Origin of the sequence: Candidatus Competibacter denitrificans Run_A_D11 (assembly GCF_001051235.1) — a bacterium.
Lineage (GTDB): Bacteria > Pseudomonadota > Gammaproteobacteria > Competibacterales > Competibacteraceae > Competibacter_A > Competibacter_A denitrificans.
Map to the genome: position 1 here is coordinate 20,971 of NZ_CBTJ020000102.1, position 19,000 is coordinate 39,970.

The 19,000-nt window shown below is 56.8% G+C and carries 8 protein-coding genes; 1 reads left to right on the top strand and 7 read right to left on the bottom strand.

The features are described 5' to 3' along the window. Positions 1-17: 17 nt before the first annotated feature. From BN873_RS16455 to BN873_RS16480, 6 genes are all read right to left on the bottom strand, one after another. Positions 18-602, bottom strand: coding sequence for a TMEM165/GDT1 family protein (locus BN873_RS16455; protein ID WP_048676305.1), 585 nt, complete (start codon positions 600-602; stop codon positions 18-20). Positions 603-782: 180 nt separating this feature from the next. Then, positions 783-1,976 (bottom strand): DUF790 family protein, encoded by a 1,194-nt coding sequence (locus BN873_RS16460; protein WP_048676308.1) that lies wholly within the window; start codon positions 1,974-1,976, stop codon positions 783-785. A gap of 3 nt (positions 1,977-1,979) precedes the next feature. Further along, positions 1,980-3,506: a DEAD/DEAH box helicase family protein gene (locus tag BN873_RS16465; RefSeq protein WP_071244398.1), complete on the bottom strand. Its 1,527-nt coding sequence runs from the start codon at positions 3,504-3,506 to the stop codon at positions 1,980-1,982. A gap of 62 nt (positions 3,507-3,568) precedes the next feature. Next, entirely contained in the window at positions 3,569-4,186 is a 618-nt protein-coding gene (locus tag BN873_RS16470) for an exosortase H-associated membrane protein (RefSeq protein WP_048676311.1), read from the bottom strand. Next, positions 4,164-4,667 carry an exosortase H gene (gene xrtH, locus BN873_RS16475; protein WP_048676314.1) on the bottom strand — a complete coding sequence of 168 codons (504 nt, stop codon included), beginning with the start codon at positions 4,665-4,667 and terminating at the stop codon, positions 4,164-4,166. The genes BN873_RS16470 and xrtH overlap by 23 nt, the downstream gene beginning before the upstream one ends. 48 nt (positions 4,668-4,715) lie before the next feature. Continuing rightward, positions 4,716-16,733 carry an IPTL-CTERM sorting domain-containing protein gene (locus tag BN873_RS16480; protein ID WP_048676317.1) on the bottom strand — a complete coding sequence of 4,006 codons (12,018 nt, stop codon included), beginning with the start codon at positions 16,731-16,733 and terminating at the stop codon, positions 4,716-4,718. Positions 16,734-17,026: 293 nt separating this feature from the next. On the opposite strand from BN873_RS16480, the gene BN873_RS16485 reads away from it, so the two are divergent. Next, positions 17,027-18,190 carry a glycosyltransferase family 4 protein gene (locus BN873_RS16485; RefSeq protein WP_082161361.1) on the top strand — a complete coding sequence of 388 codons (1,164 nt, stop codon included), beginning with the start codon at positions 17,027-17,029 and terminating at the stop codon, positions 18,188-18,190. Here the strand turns inward: BN873_RS16485 and BN873_RS16490 are convergent. Next, positions 18,168-18,986 carry a hypothetical protein gene (locus BN873_RS16490; RefSeq protein ID WP_048676323.1) on the bottom strand — a complete coding sequence of 273 codons (819 nt, stop codon included), beginning with the start codon at positions 18,984-18,986 and terminating at the stop codon, positions 18,168-18,170. The genes BN873_RS16485 and BN873_RS16490 overlap by 23 nt on opposite strands. Positions 18,987-19,000: the final 14 nt, after the last annotated feature.

Here is a 19,000-nt window from a genome sequence, read left to right on the forward strand (position 1 = left end):
GGCGCGCCGACCTCGATCTAGGTGGGAAACGCGACGAAAGCCCGCCAGCCGGCGATAACGGCCAGCAGCAGAAATAACCCACCACTCAGCCGGTGCAGGAGATACATCGGCAACCGGCGCAAAACAGTCTGCCCCGCCCACACACCCAGGGCCGAGGTAGCAGCTAAAGCCAAAGTTCCGCCGATCCAGACCGGCAAGGCAGCCCCCGTCCCCGCCAATCCCGCGACCGCCAGTTGGGTCTTGTCCCCCAGCTCGGCCAGAAAAATCAGGGCAAATGCCGACAGAAACACACTACGGCCATCCGGCTCGCGGATATCGGCCGCCTCCTCGCCGGCTTCCCGAAATGCACGCCAGCCGAAAACCGCGAACAAAACAGCCACCGCAGCGGCAACCAACCATTGCGGTAACCAAGCCGCTACAGCCGCACCAAACAGCACCGCCAACAAATTTAACAGAGCAAACGCGCTAATCGCACCGAGCAATACTGGAGCAGGTGGGTGGCGGGCGGCTAAGGTCATGCAGACTAACTGGGTTTTGTCCCCCAATTCGGCTAGCGCGACCACGCCAAGTGTCGTCGAAGCGGTCACCAAAAAATCGTTCATAATTCTGACTAATTATAGTTCGTGTTGTCATCGTTCAAGATGAACGATACTGTCAATGTAACGCTTTTTCGGCTGGTCCTGGATAGAACTTATAGAACATTAGCCGTAGCAGAATGGCCGTATCAATGGATTTTAGCCTATTGATCCCCACAAAAAAATTAAACCCCACTTCTTTGAGGCTTAGATCAAGGATATCCCTGTCGCCGGTTCCAGTATCGCCAAGACTTGCCGAGGTTCCAGCTTTCCTTTGAAGAAAATAACTGGACCCGGTACGTCATGGAAATCGTCCGCACCCGCATTCAGCCGATCCGAAACCGCGACAATCAAATCCGGCATCGCGGCGCGGCGCAATTTCTCCAGCTTGCGGCGCAGATAGTCCGGGTGCCAGAAGCCCATGATTTCGACATGCACCAAGCGGCCGTCCGGGTGGCGCAAGGCAAAGTCAGGTACGAAGACCGTGCCTTTCAGATCGACGATTTCGACTTCCCGCTCCAGCGTCCACGGAGTACCCAACTTCTCCCAGCGCCGGGCGAAGGTTTCTTCCAGCAAGCTATCGTAAGCCGGCGGCGGCTTTTGCAGCGGCTTAAGCGGTGATTGTGAATCCAGTCGATAACTGAATTCCGCGCCATCTCGCTGCAAAACGGCTTCCATCTCCCAGCGGCTGACCCGCAGCAACGCCGGCAGAAACATCGCCATTTGCAGACCGTATTTGCGAGTTTGTTTAAACAGACTGGCCGGCCCATCGACGTAAATCTGGTAACCGTCATCCAGGTGGCCTTCGACCGCGTACATCAGCCCATGAAATTTGAGGTGCTGGAACAGCCGCCGGTATTCGCCGGGGACATTGCGGTGAGCGGTCAAGCGCAGATAAAGCGCCGAATAGAGCAAGCCTTGCGCCTGTGCCAGATTGTAACGGTCAATCAACTGGTCAGCGGTGAACTCTGGCAAGGCCACCAATAAATGGTTTTCCGGTAGATCAGCATAGAGCGCCTCGCGCAAGGTCTCAGCTTCCAGGCGATAGCGTGGCGCCACGTCTTCCAGCACTTCTCGCGCTTGGGCTTCACCATAGCCGCCGCGCTCGGCGGCTCGTGTAAACACCTCGCGGCGCAACGCCTCCGGCTCCAGTTCCCCAATCGCCAGCGCAAATTCAGCGGCGTTCAAGGCCAGGTGAGCGAAACCACGCACGATCCGATAATCGGGCGAATCACCTTCCAACGCCCGCAGCGCGGCATCCAGCTCACCGCGCGTGCGCTGGCGATGCTCACCGAGTAATCGCAAAACCTGCTCGGCCCAGACGTGTTGCTCGCGGCGTAAAAAGCGTGGATAGACCTGGGCACCACGCTTAACGGAGAACAGCAACTCGGAAGGCAGCATCGGTCAGCGTGGCTTATGCGGTCTGTTGCCGCCTTCGCCCTGGCGCTCTCGCTCAGCGTCGGCGGGAGATCGCTCGAATAAGGCGAGTGTTGCTGTGATGCGTTCGGCTTTTTGGCTGGCCTCAGGGGGAGAGCGCCGCCGATCCGCCACTCGCTCCTCGCGGGTTTCGCGGGCGATCACTTCATACAAAATGGCGCGTTTGCCATCGCCGCGCCGCAGGATACGCCCCAGGCGTTGCACGAATTCCCGCGCTGAGGCGCTACCGGAAAGGATGACACCGATGGAGGCATCCGGCACATCCACGCCTTCATTCAACACGTTGCTGGTGACAATGGCGGTATAAAGGCCAGTTTTGAAACCATCCAAAAATGCCTGGCGCTCCTTGATCGGGGTTTGATGAGTGAGACAAGGCACCAGAAAGCGTTGGGAAACCTCATAAGCGGTCGCGTTATCTTCGGTAAAAATCACCGTTTTGTTGCCGGCATGGTTGGCGAAAATCATTCCCAGCGCGCGCAGTTTTCCTGGCGTGGCATGAGCGATGCGGCGGGCATCACGATGGGCACGCATGGCCCGACGGCCCTCGACACTGCGCGCCGACAGCATCACGAATCGGTTCCAGCCCTCCAGGGTACTCAGAGATAAGCGGTTGGCCTGCAAGAAGCTATTGCGCTCCTCCAATGCCTGGCTATAAGCCAACCGTTCTGCTGGGGAAAGATCGACATGAACGGGTCGCACCTGAAAATCTGCCAATACATCGCCCGCCAACTGTTCCGGCCGCTTGCGATAAATGATCGGCCCGACCAAGGTGGGCAGGTCAGCATCACGGCCATCACCCCGCTCTGGCGTGGCGGTCAGACCCAGTCGGTAGGGCGCTAGCGAAAATTCGGCAATAGCCCGATAAAATTCGGAGGGTAAATGATGGGCTTCATCAAAGATCAACAGGCCGAAGCGGTCGCCCAGACGCTCGATATGACGAGCCGCCGAGTCGTAAGTGGCGATGGTCAGCGGCTGTGGTTCGTGGTAACCGCCACCGAGCAGGCCGATCTCCTGATCGGGAAATGCAGCCCGCAGTAGCGCATACCATTGCTGCATCAGATCCAGGGTCGGCACCAGGATCAGCCCATCGCGCCGTGCCCAGCACAGCGCCAGGAGACCGACTAAAGTTTTACCGGCTCCGGTTGGCAGCACCACAACACCCCGTCCCTTAGCGGCCTGCCAAGCGGCCAGCGCTTCGCGCTGGTGCGGATAAGGCACCATTTCCAGCGCACAACTCAATTCCCGGCGCTGATAACGCGGTGCCTTGTTGCGGGCTAGTTCACCTTTGAGCGGGCCAATGATGGCGTTGTAACAACTCGCCGGGGCACGATAGGCATCCACACGCGGATCGTAACAAAACCAGTCATCAAGCCCGGTCGGCAGTTCGGCGACGCCTTCCAGCAACAGCGTGCCTCGGTCAAAGCGAAGCTGACGTTCCCCATCCTCGCGGCCGGTGCGGTATAAACCGGCAGTGTCCTTGGTGCGGTTGGTCAAACCCGTCTCCCGCCATCGGTTTCGGTGAAAAAATTTAGCTGACTTACAAACATCCGAATAGACTATTCGGAACGATCTCGACCAGCCGACAGGAGAGTATTGATCAGGGATCGATTGAGAATCATCCAAACACTGCTGGCCGCAATGACCGGCAGCATCAGATAGCCGAACTGATAACCCAGCGCCACCGCTTCCCGGCCCCACGGTGAGATGCCCACCCGACCGGCGATTTCAGGCCCTAGCTGGATCGAAAGGACTTTCAGAACCTCGAAAATGACTCCCCAAGCTTGGAATGGTAGCAGCGCCAGAGAGCCCAAGACCATCCGGCCCAGGGAAAAGAAACGCTCGTCAGCGGCGAACAACAACGCCATCAGTACGGGAAGGTTCCAGGAATACTTAAGCAGATTGACGGGGACGACAATCTCGGCGACGGACCCGGCCGGCGCGCTGGAAGGCAAGGCCGCTGGGATGGTGGTGGCAAAATGCAGGTCTTTACCATAACCGAGCACTTCGCTGATAACGCCAGGGGTAATCCAATCGAGCACCCAACGCGACAGCCAAACTACCGGCGCTCCAACTATTGGGGCCGCGTAGTACCAGATGGTAAACCACACTGGCAACCAAAACAGGGCCGCTAAGAAAAAGCGCCCCAACAGGCTAGATGGCTTGGGGAGAACCATTATGAGCCGACGGTAGACTGCGAATCCACAAGAGCCAGACAACCAGGGCGTCCAGCATAATCAGGGCCTGCCACACATAAAGATGTGCCCACTCGAACGCCGTCTGACTCCAAAGTCCCAGAAAAAACAGCGAGACAATGCGTACCAGATTGAGCACCTGAATAGCGAAAATACCGATGGCGATACCGGCCAGCCGATACCGACACGGCGCGGGAAACGCCAGCATGGCGGCGATCAGGATCAACATCGCCTCCACGCCGTTGCACCCAGCCGCGATTTCGACTGCGAACGGGGTAGCTACATCGCGGATCACCATGCCGACTGTTTCTACCTCCCGCCCAAGCAAATCCAGAGTTGCACCAGATGCCTTGGCCAAAACTCCGGTAAACGGCTCGACGAAAATCCGCTGTACCGGCGGGGTCAGCTCCGCCGTGAACAGCGCGGCCTGGATGGCGAGAAAGATCAGAAAAAATCGCAACATACTCTGCACCGCCCAGGTCTGCGCATCAAACCGTTCACGAGCTTGGCCCTATCTCCACCGCCGACTGCTCCCACGGATCATGGCATCCCGGCGCCGCGTCACCGCCAGCGCCATGACCATCAGCAAAGATAGGACGATCATTCCCCATTCCGATAAGGTTGGGATGCTGCCAACCCCAGGAACACGGAGGATACGAATATCCGTCGGATCGCGTCCACTGTTATTGTCGTCGGAGGCAATGCCATTTGGATCATTATCCGCTACTGCGCGGGCCTGATTGCTCGCGGTTTGTCCTCCGGTATTGGCATTGACCGTGACACGGAAGCTGATGGTCGCTTGCTCACCCGGTTTTAGGTCACCAACATTGACCCTTAATGGGCTTTCAGTGACCACGCTGCCACGGCTGGTCAGCACACTACCCGCAATGAGCGTGACCTGCGGCGGCAGCGCGTTATCGGTCACGATCACCTGGGTTGCCGTCGCGGAGCCGGTGTTTGACACCACCAGTGTGTAGAGGACCGTATCACCCGGATTGACAGCGGTGCCACCCGCCGCGTTGCCAGCGAGCGCCCCACGTTTTTGCAAATCCAGCTTCGGGGCGCCAGCGGCCGTCGTCGCGGTGATCACAGTCGGTTGCTCACCGTCGCCGGGATCGCCATTGCCATCGGTGAACACCGGGGTGGTGATCTGGGGCGAGGTCACCGTGCCTTGATTGCTGAATTCCTTCTCGGTAGGTGGTGGTGGTGCGCTAAATGTGTCAATTGTGGCATCAAACGTCAGCGTCAGGCTGCCATTAGCTGGCACGCTTAGGCCCGACCACGTCAAGGTGGGGCTACTAAAAGCTGCCACCGGGCTGGCACTGTTGTTGACATACGTCAAACCGGTTGGAACCTGATCGGTAAGCGTCAGATTGGTCAGTGCTGTCTGACCCGGATTGCGCAAAACGATGGTGTAGCGCAGGGTATCGCCCGCGTTCACCACACCGAGTGGCGTGATGTCATTCGACACGGCTACCCGCTTTTCAGCCCGCAAGGTGCTGTTCGTACCAGTCTGAGTGCCAATCGGTGTTTCGGTCGGCTGTGCGCCATTGCTCGGATCGTTGTCGGCATCGGTTGGGGTCGGCACGGTTCGTGGTGAGTCCACGGAGCCTTGATTGCGAACCACGAAGCCATTGGGCGTACTGTAACTGACTCTGACCTGGAAGCGGATGATTGCACTGGCGTGAGCCTTTAGCGTGCCGACATTCACGGTCAGAATCGGAGGGCTACCAGCGACACTGCCGGTCGGATTGCCGTTCAGGGTACTGCTGGCTGCGACATAGCTCGTGTTACCCGGAATTGGGTCAGTGAATACGACCCCGCTGATGTCCTCGTCACTGTTGTTGGTCAGCGTGATGCTGTACTCCAGCAGATCACCAGGCAAAGTCGTACCGCCGTTGACATCTCTGACGCTCTTGGCGGCACTGATCACCGCGTTGGCAGTCGGCGTGATTACGGCAGTCGCGGGGTCTGCATAGTTATTAAGCCCCGATCCGGCACCATCCGCACCCGTGCGACCACTATCGGAACCACCCGTCGCACCCGGCTGTGAGGCCCAGGTGACGGTTGCATTATTAGTCAGAGCGACGCCAATTGGCGCAGCGGCTGAGAGGCGTGCCCGGAATGGGATCGTTTTGGGCGCACCGCACGCCAGCGCACTGCTAAGGGTAAAGGTCAGTTCCTGACCATTCTGGGCCACCGTCACCCCACTGGGTAATGGACTGCCGCCCAACCCTATATAGGTCAGATATTGCGGCAGCGTATCTTTTATCACCAGATCATAGGCTGGTGTCCGACACTGGCCCGTAGCATCCGCGACCGGAGTCAGGGTTAGGTTGAACGTCACCTCATCGCCCAGGGAAACGCTACTGGGGCTAGCAGTCTTATCCAATGTCACCTGTGGTTCCACAACCGTGAGCTTGAGAGGCTCGATAACCCCGTTATTGGGATTACCGTCGGCGTCAAAATCCAGGCTCTTGGGCTGGCCGGCCTCGGTGTAGCTGACTGAGGCATTGTTACCCAGCGAGACACCCGCCTGATTAGCCAAGATGTTATCCACCCGTGCGATGAGCGTGACCAACACATACTCATCGTTGGGGTTAGTATCCGTCGCTATCGCCCGATTATTAACCTCACCAAAATCGAAGGTGAGCGTAGTTGGGCCAGTTCCAGCCTGTGCGGACGGGACACAACTGGCTGGTAAACCGGGTTGGATTATGGCTATTTTTGCAACGGTGAGGTCAGAGTCGCCAGTAGCCACCGCGCAGCTCACATAGCTTAACCCAGCCGGCAATACATCCGTCACCACCACATCCGGGGTGATCACTCGGCTAACGTTGACCTTGATCTGGTAAGTCACTAGCTCGCCAATGGTGTAGGTGTTCTGGCCCTGCGGCAAAAACCCCTTGTCGATTGCGACCGTGGTGGCGGCGATCAAATTTGGCGAAGTTGCCGTAGCGTTGTAGTTATCCAGCTTGTTCGGGTCCGTATTTTGCGCGGGATCGTCTTGATCGACGCCATTATTACCGTTATCACGCTCGTTCTGGTCATCACCCAAACGGCTGGAGAAGGTCGCGCTAACCTGGTTCGGCAGCGCGTCGCCAATGTTGACACCGGTCAACTTGGCCTGGAACGTTAACTGGATTTTAGCCCCAGGAGCGAGCGTGAACGGCGTGCCGGTACTCAAGCCACCTGCGCCGAAGGTGAAGTTGCCCACCCCAACGACGGGGGAGCCATTCACCACAGTAACAGTTAAAGAACCAGCAACTCCAACCAGCTTGCCTGTCAACGCATCCGTCAAGACCGTCTCGTAGGAAGGCGTCGAGCCATTATTTTCCACGGTGATGGTGAACGTCACCGTATCGCCGTTTTGCACCCCAACGACCGGATTGACGTCTTTGATCATCTTCAGATGCGGCTCGCCAACTATGATAGCCGGGGGCGGCTGGTTGGTGATGGGTTTGGTAAGGTCGCCGTTAGTTCCCGGATCAAACACAGTTAGAGTGGCCGTATTGGTCATCGAGACGCCATCTTGATTATCCAATACGTTCGCCACCAACGCCTTGTAGGTAATAACTATCGTCTGGCTGGTTGTCGTGTTGGCGTTAACCACATTGCCAAAATTAGCTTCCAGAGTATTGCTTGTCGTTGTGAAGTCAGCCGGTGTAGTGCCAAGAGTTATATCCGTCGGCTTCACAAGGTTAAATGAGCCAGTAACATAGCTCAGTCCCGCCGGCAATACATCCTTCAATCTCACACTCTGGAGGGTGAAGCCCGCCGGGACGCTGAGTGCCAGGCGGTATTCGACGACATCACCGATGGCATAGCGGCTTTGAGCGTTTAATAGCTCCTTGGTCAGCCCTGGATTAGCGACCTTGACCGTTGAGGTCGCGCTGTTGCTGTAACCGTTGCTACCCGCCCCTGCTCCACCCGTGCGTTCGCCGTCAATGTCACCTGGGTTTGCGGGATTCGCATCGTTAGTGCCTTTAGCACCGGGCAAGCTGGTCCAGGTGGTATTTGCCGTGTTGGAGAAATCAGCCGAAGCCCCCAAAGTTAGGTTCACCGGAGCGACAATCGTTAAAGTCCCACCTGCCGGGAATTCAGCAACCTGGATGGCAAGATTAGTTGTGGAACTAGTGTTGGTGATGGTTCCAAACGTACCGCTTGGCACCTGAGTCGTCGTAACTGTTGAAAGTTGCGCGCCCGTTGGTAGGGTAGTGAGGGCGTCCGTAATCGCCACATTGTAAGCCGATGCATTGCCATCATTGCGCACCGTGATGGTGTAGGTGATTTGACCAGACGCCGATGACGAAACAATGGCCGATGGACTCGGTATTTTAGTCAAGGTCAGGTGCGGTTCGATGACCGTGACCGTAACCGGTGTCGCGGACGTTGTTTGCGGCTGCGACAGCGCATTCCAGTAACGGATACCGCCCGTATTCGTCAACGCTTGGTCACGGACGTTGGCGGCGATGTTTTGCACCACCACCTTATATTCCAACGTGTAGGTCGCATCCGTCGCGGCTGAATTGATGACATCGCCCAAGGTAAGTTGCAAGGTGCGTGTCCCCGCAGTCCAGGACAGGTTGGGATCATTGGTTAGAACAACCGGCGAACCGCTGGTTGCGCTGTTGATATCCGCTGGGTTAAGCGAGGCGTTCAATCCGCTAGTGAACGTCCGCGTCAGCGTCGCCGATCCCGCCACATAATCAAGCCCTGCTGGCAAGGTATCCAAAAAGGACAATTGGCGCGTGGTTCCAGGTGGTATGGTCGCCGTAAGGCGGTAAGTCAACACTTCACCGATCAACACTTGGTTGCCGGTACTGCCAACCGGCTCGCTGGTGCCAAATAGCGTCTTCGTCACGGCGCTTTGTCGGCCAATCGGCGTCAAGGTGGGACTTGGATTACCGCCGTTGTCGTTCGGATTGCCATTGTCGTCGGATTTGACACCCGTGGGGTCGCCGGTCCTCGTGACCGTGGCCTGGTTGCTGATGAGATTGACACCCGCCGGCAACGGCTTGTCGATCTTGACTCTAAAATTGACCGTCACCACATCGCCAGTGGCCATGTTGCCGATATTGACACTGATTGGGCTTTGCCCGGTTATCGTACCCTGGCTGGTATACACGGAATTGGGGACCAGGGTGGTATTGGCCGGAATCGGATCGGTCAAGCGCACATTGGTGGCGGCTGCACCCGTATTGGTCACCGTAATGGTGTAATACAAGATATCACCAGCACTGGGCTGACCGTCACCATCAAGATCGGTATCCAACCGCCAACGCTTTTGTGGATCGAGCTTGGGTGTGCTGGAACCGGCCTGGAACACCGTCGGCTGGTTGCCATCCTCCGGGCTGCCGTTGCTGTCGGTTCGGGTGGTCCTGGGCGTGCTGCCCTCGGTGTAATTGACAGTGGCCTGGTTGGAGAACGTGCCACTATTGGCGGTGGCATCGGTCACAGTCACCCGGAAAGTTGCCAGCGCCGAGCTGTTGGGGCCTATTGTAAAACCGGCTCCTGGGGTCGTGGAGGATTCCCACTTCACACCATCCTGACCCGTAGCTACGGTTAGCTTTGTGTTTAAGGCAGACAACTCGCTATCAACAACAGGAGTCAAACCATTTGGCAGCGTATCGGTCAGGCGCACACCCGTCAGTGCTGTGCTGCCCTGATTGTGCAGGATCAGCGAGTATTCCATGATGTCGCCGTTATCAACAATGCCGTTGTTATTGACATCTTGATATAACCGCACCCGTTTTTCAGCGTAGAGGGCCGTTTGCGTGCCGCCCACGGGGATCACGGTCGGCTGATCGCCATTGGCATCGTTGCCGTCAGCATCGGTCGGTTCGGGAACGGTCTGGTCGGAATCGACCACACCTTGGTTGCTGATGATCGTTCCTGCCGGCGTTCCCGCGTTCACCGTCACCTGGAAAGAAATGGTGGCGGTGGCGCTGGCATTCAGGCCGCCTACATTCACCGTCAGCGTATCGTCGCTGAAGCTACCCGCCGAATTGCTGTTCAAGGTACTGCTGCCCGTTACATATTGGGTATTGGCGGGAATGGGATCAGTAAACACCACATTGGTTACCGGACTGGTCCCGGTGTTCTTCAGGGTAACGGTGTATTGCAGCGTGTCACCAGGATCGACAATGCCGTTGCCGTTGACATCCCCACCGGGGATGACAAAAGTTACAATCTTGGTGGCATCAATTACCGCGCTGGCTGTGGGTGTCACCGGCGTACTGGTGGTGACCTGGTAATCGTTCAAACCACCAGGTCCGTCCTCGCCATTGCGGCCATTGTTGGGATCGCCGTTGGCACCTGGCAAGCTAGCCCAGGTCATGGTAAGGCTGTTGACCTGCTGAACCCCTACCACGGCCGATGTATTGATTTGCGCCTGGTAAGTGATCGTCCGGCTGCCTTCGGCCTGCGGCAGGCTGTCGTAGCGCAGCGTGAGTTTGCGCGTTCCGGCGTCGTAGGAAACAAAGGTCGCAGGTGGGTTTACCGAATTGGCGATGTAGGTCAAACCGGCGGGAATGACATCCACCAACACCACGTCATAGGCATCTGCTGTGCTAGCCGGCTGGTGGCTGATGTTCAGGGTATAGGTAACGATATCGCCAAGCGCCTGCGCGGTTGGATTGACCGTCTTGGTCACGCCCAGCACCGGCTCAGTCACTGTGAAGGGAATGCCCTGATAGCCGGGCGTAGTGGCGTCATGGTCGAAATAGACGGTTTGCGGCGACCCATCATTGTAGCTTACCGACACCGGCGAAGGACCGGTCGGCTCACCACCGTTCGCAATCAACAGGTTGTTTTGATTGGTGGTGATATTAGCCACGCGGGCGTAGATTTCCACTTCTACGTAATCGTCGCTTTGATCTCCGTTAGCCGGGTTGATCACATTACCCAGGTTGAAGCTGACGGTTTGGCCGGAACCCAGTCGGGTGTTGTACGCAGCGTTAGTTAACGCCATGCCGATATTGCCCACGTTAACTGCGTGGCTGACATATTGCAGTCCCGCTGGCAACACATCGGTCACGACGACACTGTTGGTTGTGCCTTCAATCAGGTCGATGTGTAAACGATAGGTGATCGTTTGGCCGATGGTCGCCGTCACCGGTTCGACTTGCTTGTCGATGGCGATGAACGACTTGATCCGCAGGCTTTGGCTGGCTGATTCCTGATAGTTGTTTAGGGTCGCGTCGTTGTCATCATCGCCTCCGTTGCTGGCGTCGCGCCCATCTGTGCCAGTTGGCAAGCTGTTGTAGGTCGCTGCGACCTTGTTATCCAGGTTATCAGTAGCCGAGGCATCCGGCCCTACGACCGTATCGAAGGCTACGGTCAGCGTCGCACCGGGTTCGAGAACCAGATCGGTCGCTGAGAGCGTATCGCGGGCACGGTTAGTGAGACTGACCAAAAAGTCGCTTGCAATTACAGGACCGCCGGCCTCCTTACTCACCCCACCTACGGTGGTGACGGTGATATTGGGCGTAGTGGCAATGGTCAGCTTATCCAGACCGGCGGTATTACCCGGCAATACATCCCTAATCGCCACTCGATGCGCCGTGGTATGGCCGTTGTTGCTAACGGTAAACTGCCAGCGCACGATGCTGCCTGCACCCTGCGCGGTGCCGCCTGCGGCCCCCGCCAGGATCGTCTTGGTCATTTCCAGATTCGGCTCGCCGACATGCACGCTCGGCGGATTGGGCGCTGTGGCCGTCAGCAACGAACCGCTGGGACCATTGGGATTGTCGTAACTGACCTGTGCGTTGTTGATCCGCAAGGCGCCATCCTGGTTGGCGCTGGTGTTATCAACCTTGGCTCGATAACTAATTACCACATCGCCCGCTGTGCCCGCTGCGACGACAGTACCTACTGTAAAGGTAAGCGGACTGGTGGGGCTGGGGGTGTTCGGGCCAGCGGTTGGTGTAGTTACGCCACCCGTGATACTCAAGGCGCCACTACCAGCTACATAGCTCAAACCGGTAGGCAAAGTATCCTCGAACTTGACGTTCGTCGCTGTACCGATGGGTACCGCAAGGCGCAACTCGTACTCCACTACCTCGCCGATGGCATAGTACGGTTTGGGATTTTTGATCGTCTTGCTGAGCGTGACCGTTTGCGTGTTGACTGGCGCATTAGTCCCAGCGAATAAGGTATTGGGTCCCGTGCCGGAGCCGGTACGCTCGTTGCTATCGATTCCCGGTAGGGTGGTGGCGGTGGCAGCGGCTTTGTTGACTAGGATCTTACCCAAAGGCACGGTTGGCGCTAATGTCGCCTGATAGGTGATCGTCACCGTTTCGCCCGGATCAAGCTTGTCGATGACGCCGGCCAGTGTTTGGCCACTGAAGGCTAGCGAACTGACCGTTGCACCCGTGGTACCGACGTTGGCGGTTGGAGTGCCTGTCGGCGTCATTTCTGCCGGCAGAAGATCGCTGAAGGCGTAATCATAGGCTGGCGCCGCGTTGGCGCCCGTGGCCGTGTTGCTCACTTTTAAGGTGTAGGTGACGGTATCACCACCCGCCCCGGCGGTGGGATTTGCCGTCTTGATGATGCCTACTTGCGGCGTTACGACTTTAACAGTCGCCGTTGAGCCGTTGACGGTTGTATCAGCGGTTGCAGCTGCCGGCCGGTAAGTGATTTGCGCACGGTTTTGCAAGCTTGTGCCGCCGCTATTGAGGGATACATTGGCGACGTAGAATTGCGCTTCTAACGTGTAGCTTTCGGCAGTGGCCTTGTTGGCGTCAGCATTGGTAACGTTGCCCAGATCAATGATAAGGTTTGAACCACTGAGCGTTGGGGTAACCGACACCAGCGTGTTGATGGCGACGTTATTAATGCCGTTAGGGTCGTTAGCGGCGCTCAAGCTGGTGCTACTGCGCGATAGCTGGGCCGTGTTAGGAATATAAACCAACTGCGCAGTAGAGGTACCGGTCATCAGTTGGTCGATCAGCTTAACGGCATTCGTAACACCTTCGGCCATTCGGAATACCAGCCGGTAGGTTACCACCTCACCGATGGCGACATTGCTGCCGCTGGTATCCGCCAGTGAAGTTCGCAGCACTGTTTTGCTGCTGACTGTCGGTGCACCGATGGGTACCTGCGCGTTGACGCTGGCGCTGACTGCCGCCCCGCCGATGGTCACCGACGGCGGCACGGTGTAAGTATCAATATTCGCAGTATTGGTGTAGGTGCCGGTAACAACGTTGTTTTTAATCTGGACGCTGAATACCGCACCACCCGCTGCCACTGTGGGGCAAGGCGCATCCGGCGTCGCAACGGGCGGCGTATAGGTGTAAGTAACGGTTGGGTTGTTGTATGCAAAGGTGTAATCAGTAGGTGCAGTAACATTCTGCACTGTGTTCAGATCAAACACATTACCATCAAGCGTATCGGTAATAACGCAGCGGAACATTGGGTTATTGTTGTCAGTATTAGACCAGCCCAGCCTGATTTGTACCGTATCCCCATCCTGTAGATTACTGCCAGGCGAGAGCGTCTTGCTGATGGCGGGATTTGGATTATCCATGCTCCAGGTTGTGGTGGCCGTCTTGGCCGGTGCGTTGGTTGCAGACACACTAGCGATATTGGTGCCGCCTGCTGCCTTGGCCTGGGAATAGGTGTAGGTGATCGTGCCAGGGGTCGAATTAGGGGTTGCGGCAACCGTGACTTGACTGCCGGAGGTCGTTACATTACTGCTACAGGTAAAACCGTTGGAGCCACAGGTAATCGTAGGGATGGTGGTTCTGTTGTCGGTCAAGCTGAAACTATTGTAAATCCCTTCCGAAAGATTGACGGTAATCGTGAACGTCAGCGTTTCGCCGTTGTTGATGTTGCTGTCGGGTGTTGAGCCGGGCAGAGAAGAGCCAGTAATTGCTTTGGTGATGCTTTGAATCCCCTGCGTTTGAATCTGTGCCTTGCGCGTCAACGGCGCTGGGTTGGTGGCGAAATTAACTGCACCGGTCGTATTGATGTTGCTGTAATTCCGCAGGGTTGCGGTGTTATCAATAGCTGTCGTGCGTGGTGTCGCATTAGCCGCCAGCGTGCAGGTGTATTCAACAAAAAGTTCTTCATTGGCATCGACTGTGGCATCACCATTACCAGCTAACGATGGCGTGACCGTCATTCCTAAGTTGGCATCCGTGGTAAATAGGCTACCGCTTGTGGTGACGGCTGTGCTTTCATCTCCCAACGTCACTGTCGGCGTGGTACACGAGGTGGGGCTGCCAAATGCGGTGGTCAGCGTACCCGCATCGTCGGTCAGGCGAATGCTGTAAGCGGGTGCGCTGCCGGTGTTAGTGATGCGCACGCGATAGGTGATCTTGTCACCCGCATCCAGGCCGGTTGCCTGGGCATCATAGCCAGCAGGGACTGAAGCAGAATCTGTCCGCGTACCATGCGTGACGCTGCGAATTTCTTTCTTAATAGCTAGCTGCGGCTGCTTGGTAATGACCTGGGTCGTCGTCGCCGCCGTTTGCTCAGTACCACTGAGGCTGTCTTTGTAAGACTGAACCGCTAAATTAGCCAGGTTCAAGCGGTCAGCCATTGGTTGATTGGTAGCTTGAACGGTATACAAAATATCAATCGTGCCACCTGTATCTGGTAACTCGCGGTTACCATAATTCCATTCGATGCGGTTCAGACTGGGCGTTGTCGTAACGATTAGTGGTGGTGGTGGTGGGGTACCGCTCACTGTATCGCTACTGGTATAACACCACGCATTGGTTGCCGGTGCTGTCGGCGTCGCCCCACCTGCGCATTGACCCCCACCTGCCAGAGATGTTGGAAGACTATATAAAGGAATCGGCAGATAATCGGTCAGTTTGAAATTCTCGACCGAAGAAACTGGAAACGTGGTGGTCAGCCGGTAAGTCACTGTATCGCCCGCCCCGACCTTAAACGGATCGGGCAGGGTCGTGCTCCCGTTGAAAGCATACTTTGACTTAACCAACGTCGGTGCAGCGACAGTTAGACTGGATGACGTGCTTTCGGTGATCGTGCCACCACCTGCTACGTTAAAGGCCACATCGCTGTGGTTTTTAACGGTATCACCGGCACTCAACGTCTTGGTGCCACTCACGGGACCGGTATAGGCATTATCAATGACTGAGCGCAGCTTGATGGTGAAGGTACACTGCTGGCCGTTAACCGTACCAGCGAGTAGACCAGATCCGCCCATCGCGCTTGAAAGATCAAGCCGAATAGACGTTGTACCGTCACAACCGGGGGGAGGGTTAGTCGCGGTGCATTGATTCGACGTAACGGTAATGTTGCTACCGGTAAAGGTACCGTTGGTTGCTGGAGCGCCAACGCAAGCCACGCTCCAAGTCGGGGTAAAGCTAGCATCATAGGTTTGCCCATCCCCCAACTTGTCAGTGACGATCAAATTACCCACGGTAAAGTAATCGGAAACCTGGCCATTCAGGGTGTATTCCACCGTATCGCCAGAGGACAGACCTGTTGGCCCCGTATTCGTCACAATGGCCCCGCCCTTTTGCAACGCCACAGCCTTGGCGGTGATGGTGTCGGAGGCGAGTACGGATGGGAGCGGATTACCAAGATATGTGCTAGCAGCGCTGGAGTTATTAGTAATTGTTAAAGGATTGGGCGTCGTCGGATTCAATATCGAGGTATTGTTCGCCCTATCTTTCGGGATATAAAAGGAAAAGGTGATAGTCTTATCGACTCCAGCCACCCCTGTAATGGAGCCACAATCAAAAACCAGCTTACCGCCAGGGGTGGTGGTGGTGGCAGTGGTGGCAGCATCAATGGAGCATCCACCAGTCGGCGCAGGCGGATTGATAAACTGAAACTCAGCCGGCAAATCATCGGTCACTTTAACAGGATTGACCGTTTCTCCCGTCGCCACATCCACAGTTAAAGTCACCGTGCGTGGGTAGTCCGGTCCAGTCGCGGTTTCATCCTCCGGGGCGTTAATAACTTTGGTGTGCTTGATGACGGTCGGATTGATTTTGATAATTTGTAGATCGCCGAAAAGCGGTAGATCGGTTGCCGGATTGTCCAGGGGGTCGGCCCCTAAATCAAAGAATGGCGTGACTGTCAGCGTCTTGATTATGCCAAGTGGCGCGGTAGCTGAGCTGCCCAGCGTAAACGCCAAAGCCATACATTGCGCGGGTTGGTCGGTGGTGAAGGAACCCAGCGGAAAACGTAAGACCGAAAAAGTTTCGCCGGGGTGGACGGTTACAATCCGCGTACTGACATCAGGATTGGTAAAGGTACAGTTCGTATTACCGGGCGCAGCAGGGCAAAATTGTGATGAGATGCTAACCGCACTGCCCAGATACGTAGCCGAATTGAACGTCACTCCCGCCGGCGTGATTAATTCAAACGCGGGCTGATAGCCGGTTGCATTGCCGGTATTATCAAAACACACCTGATCCGAGATTGGCGCAGTCGATGTAGACGGGATGGTAAAGCTCTCACCAATAAACTGATCGAGTGTTCCCGATGGGACGGTGGCGCTAGGAACGGGAGCGGGAGCGGCAGCCCATGCAATCCGGCCCCCCATGAATATGCTCAAGCAGATGATGAGCCAACCGAGCCAGTGGACAGCTTTGAATTTTGGAGTCATGACGATCTACATCTCTGTGAATTTTTTCGCTTGAAATGGCACTGATCACGGCTCCATGAAGTGCGAAAGCGCAAATCCTGATAATTTCATAATAACTGATTGATAATAAGCATTAAACAGTTTCAAGGGGTCAACTGCTAATTTTTTAACATTTTTGTTACTTTTTTGTTACTTTTTTCAGACCCTTTTAGTAGTCATTAGTGAGAAAGTTTTTCCGAAAAAGTGTGGCCATGTCTAATAGAGGTAAAGAGTTAACACGGCTGTGCGTCCTCCTCTGGTGTTGGGGCCGACGCGGTGGCGGCCCGCGCTATACCTTACACGTCGCCCAGGCCCTCAGCCGCATCCCCACGCTCGACCTACACCTTTCTCTATCGCGGCAATCCGAGTTGCTGACTGAAACCAAAGCGCTCAACTTGCCGATTTTCGCAGTCGATACCTATGAAGGTGTGCTATCCGCTGCTTGGCGAACCTTGGTCCTACCGCAACTCGTGCGACGGTTTTTGGCCTATCTGGAAAGCCAGCAGATTGATCTGGTCGTCAATACCATGATTCACCCTTGGAGCGGCTGGGTTGCGCCACGCCTTCGCTCAACGAAACGCGCCTACGTTTTTACCCTGCATGACGCCACCCCTCACCCCGGCGACCGATTCATCGGTTGGGAGGCCATCACACGCGCCAATCTAAAATGTGCCGATGGGGTGTTGGTGCTATCAGATCATGTGCGCAACCGGCTGCTCAGCCATTACCACTATCCGCCAGAGCGAATCTGTATCGTTCCTCATGGGCCACTCGCTTTTCCCCGTCCAGAGGCTGCAAGCCCTCGGCCGGAACGCGCGCGGCGCTTGCTGTTCTTCGGCCGCATCCGGGCTTACAAAGGACTATCGCTTTTACTGGAGGCTTTCCGGCAAATCGCCGAGCACCACGATGATTTATCCCTGGCAGTGGTCGGCAGCGGAGAGTTGGACGCACGGGCGGCTCGCTTGGCCACGCACCCGCGTATCCACCTCGATAACCGCTGGATTCCAGAACACGAAGTGGCTGCTATCTTCGAGGCGGCCGATCTGGTGGTGGTCCCATGCGTGGAAGCCAGCCAGTCCGGTGTGGTGGAAGCCGCCTATGGGATGGGAGTTCCGGTCGTGGTCACGCCGGTCGGTGGGCTTTGCGAACAAGTGGTCGATGGCGAAACGGGTTTGATCGCCACCGCCGCGACATCCGAGGCGTTAGCCGAAGCGATTATCACACTGTGTACCGATAACACTCTGTACAGCCGTTGCCGTGAAGGCGCTCAGCGCGCCGGCCGGATTGAGGAAACCTGGGACGGGATCGCGCAACGGCTGGCAGCGTTCTTCCAGCAAGTGCGAGATCGGCAGCTCACCTCGCCACGGGGCTACTGAGCAACGCCAACACCCGCAACACTTCGTGCCGAACACCGGTATCCCGTTGCGCGCCCTGAGTGACTTCAGCGAGCAACGCCTGCGCGATCTCCGCTACCTGAGCATCGGTTGCCGCATCGGCACAGGTTACACCAGCGGCGCGACGTGCCCGCCAACCCAACAACCGCGCTCGCTGCTGCAATTGCCGATCCAGGGAATCGCTTGGCGTGAGTTCGCTCAGCCGGGCAATCCACCGTTCCAGTTCGGCCAGATCGTGCCGCCGAAAGGCAGTTCGGCACAGCGCCCAGAGATGCGTTGCGGCCGTTAGGCAGGGATGTGCGGCCCGCCGACCGGCCCAGGCACGACAATACCACTCCCAGGCCGGTGCCCAATGACCTTCACGGTAGGCCAGTTCACCTTCCAGATAATCCAACAAGCCATTCCATGGTTGCCGCAAATCGGTAAGATAGCGCCGTCCCTCATCCAGAAGCGCTCGGCAAAACGCCGGTGGTTTGCGCTCCAGACTGATATGGATAACCGCGACCAACGCCGCAAACACATCGGCTGGATCGGCGGTTGTGGCCCGCTCGCTGGCCGCTTGCAGCAAGGCTGCCAAGGCCAAATCCTCCTCGCCCGCCTGGCGCAAGCTATAGCCTTCCCACAGTAGGGCCTGTACCCGTTCGCTGGCCAGGCCCAAAGCTTGGGCGAGTTCCACCGCCTGACGCTCAAAACGGGCAGCTTGCCTGAATTGCCCCTCAGTGCGGGCTTGTCGAGCCTGGCTGCGGAGTCTGGCAAGGCCGTTTTGATCAGCACTCATGCGGCCGGTGCTCG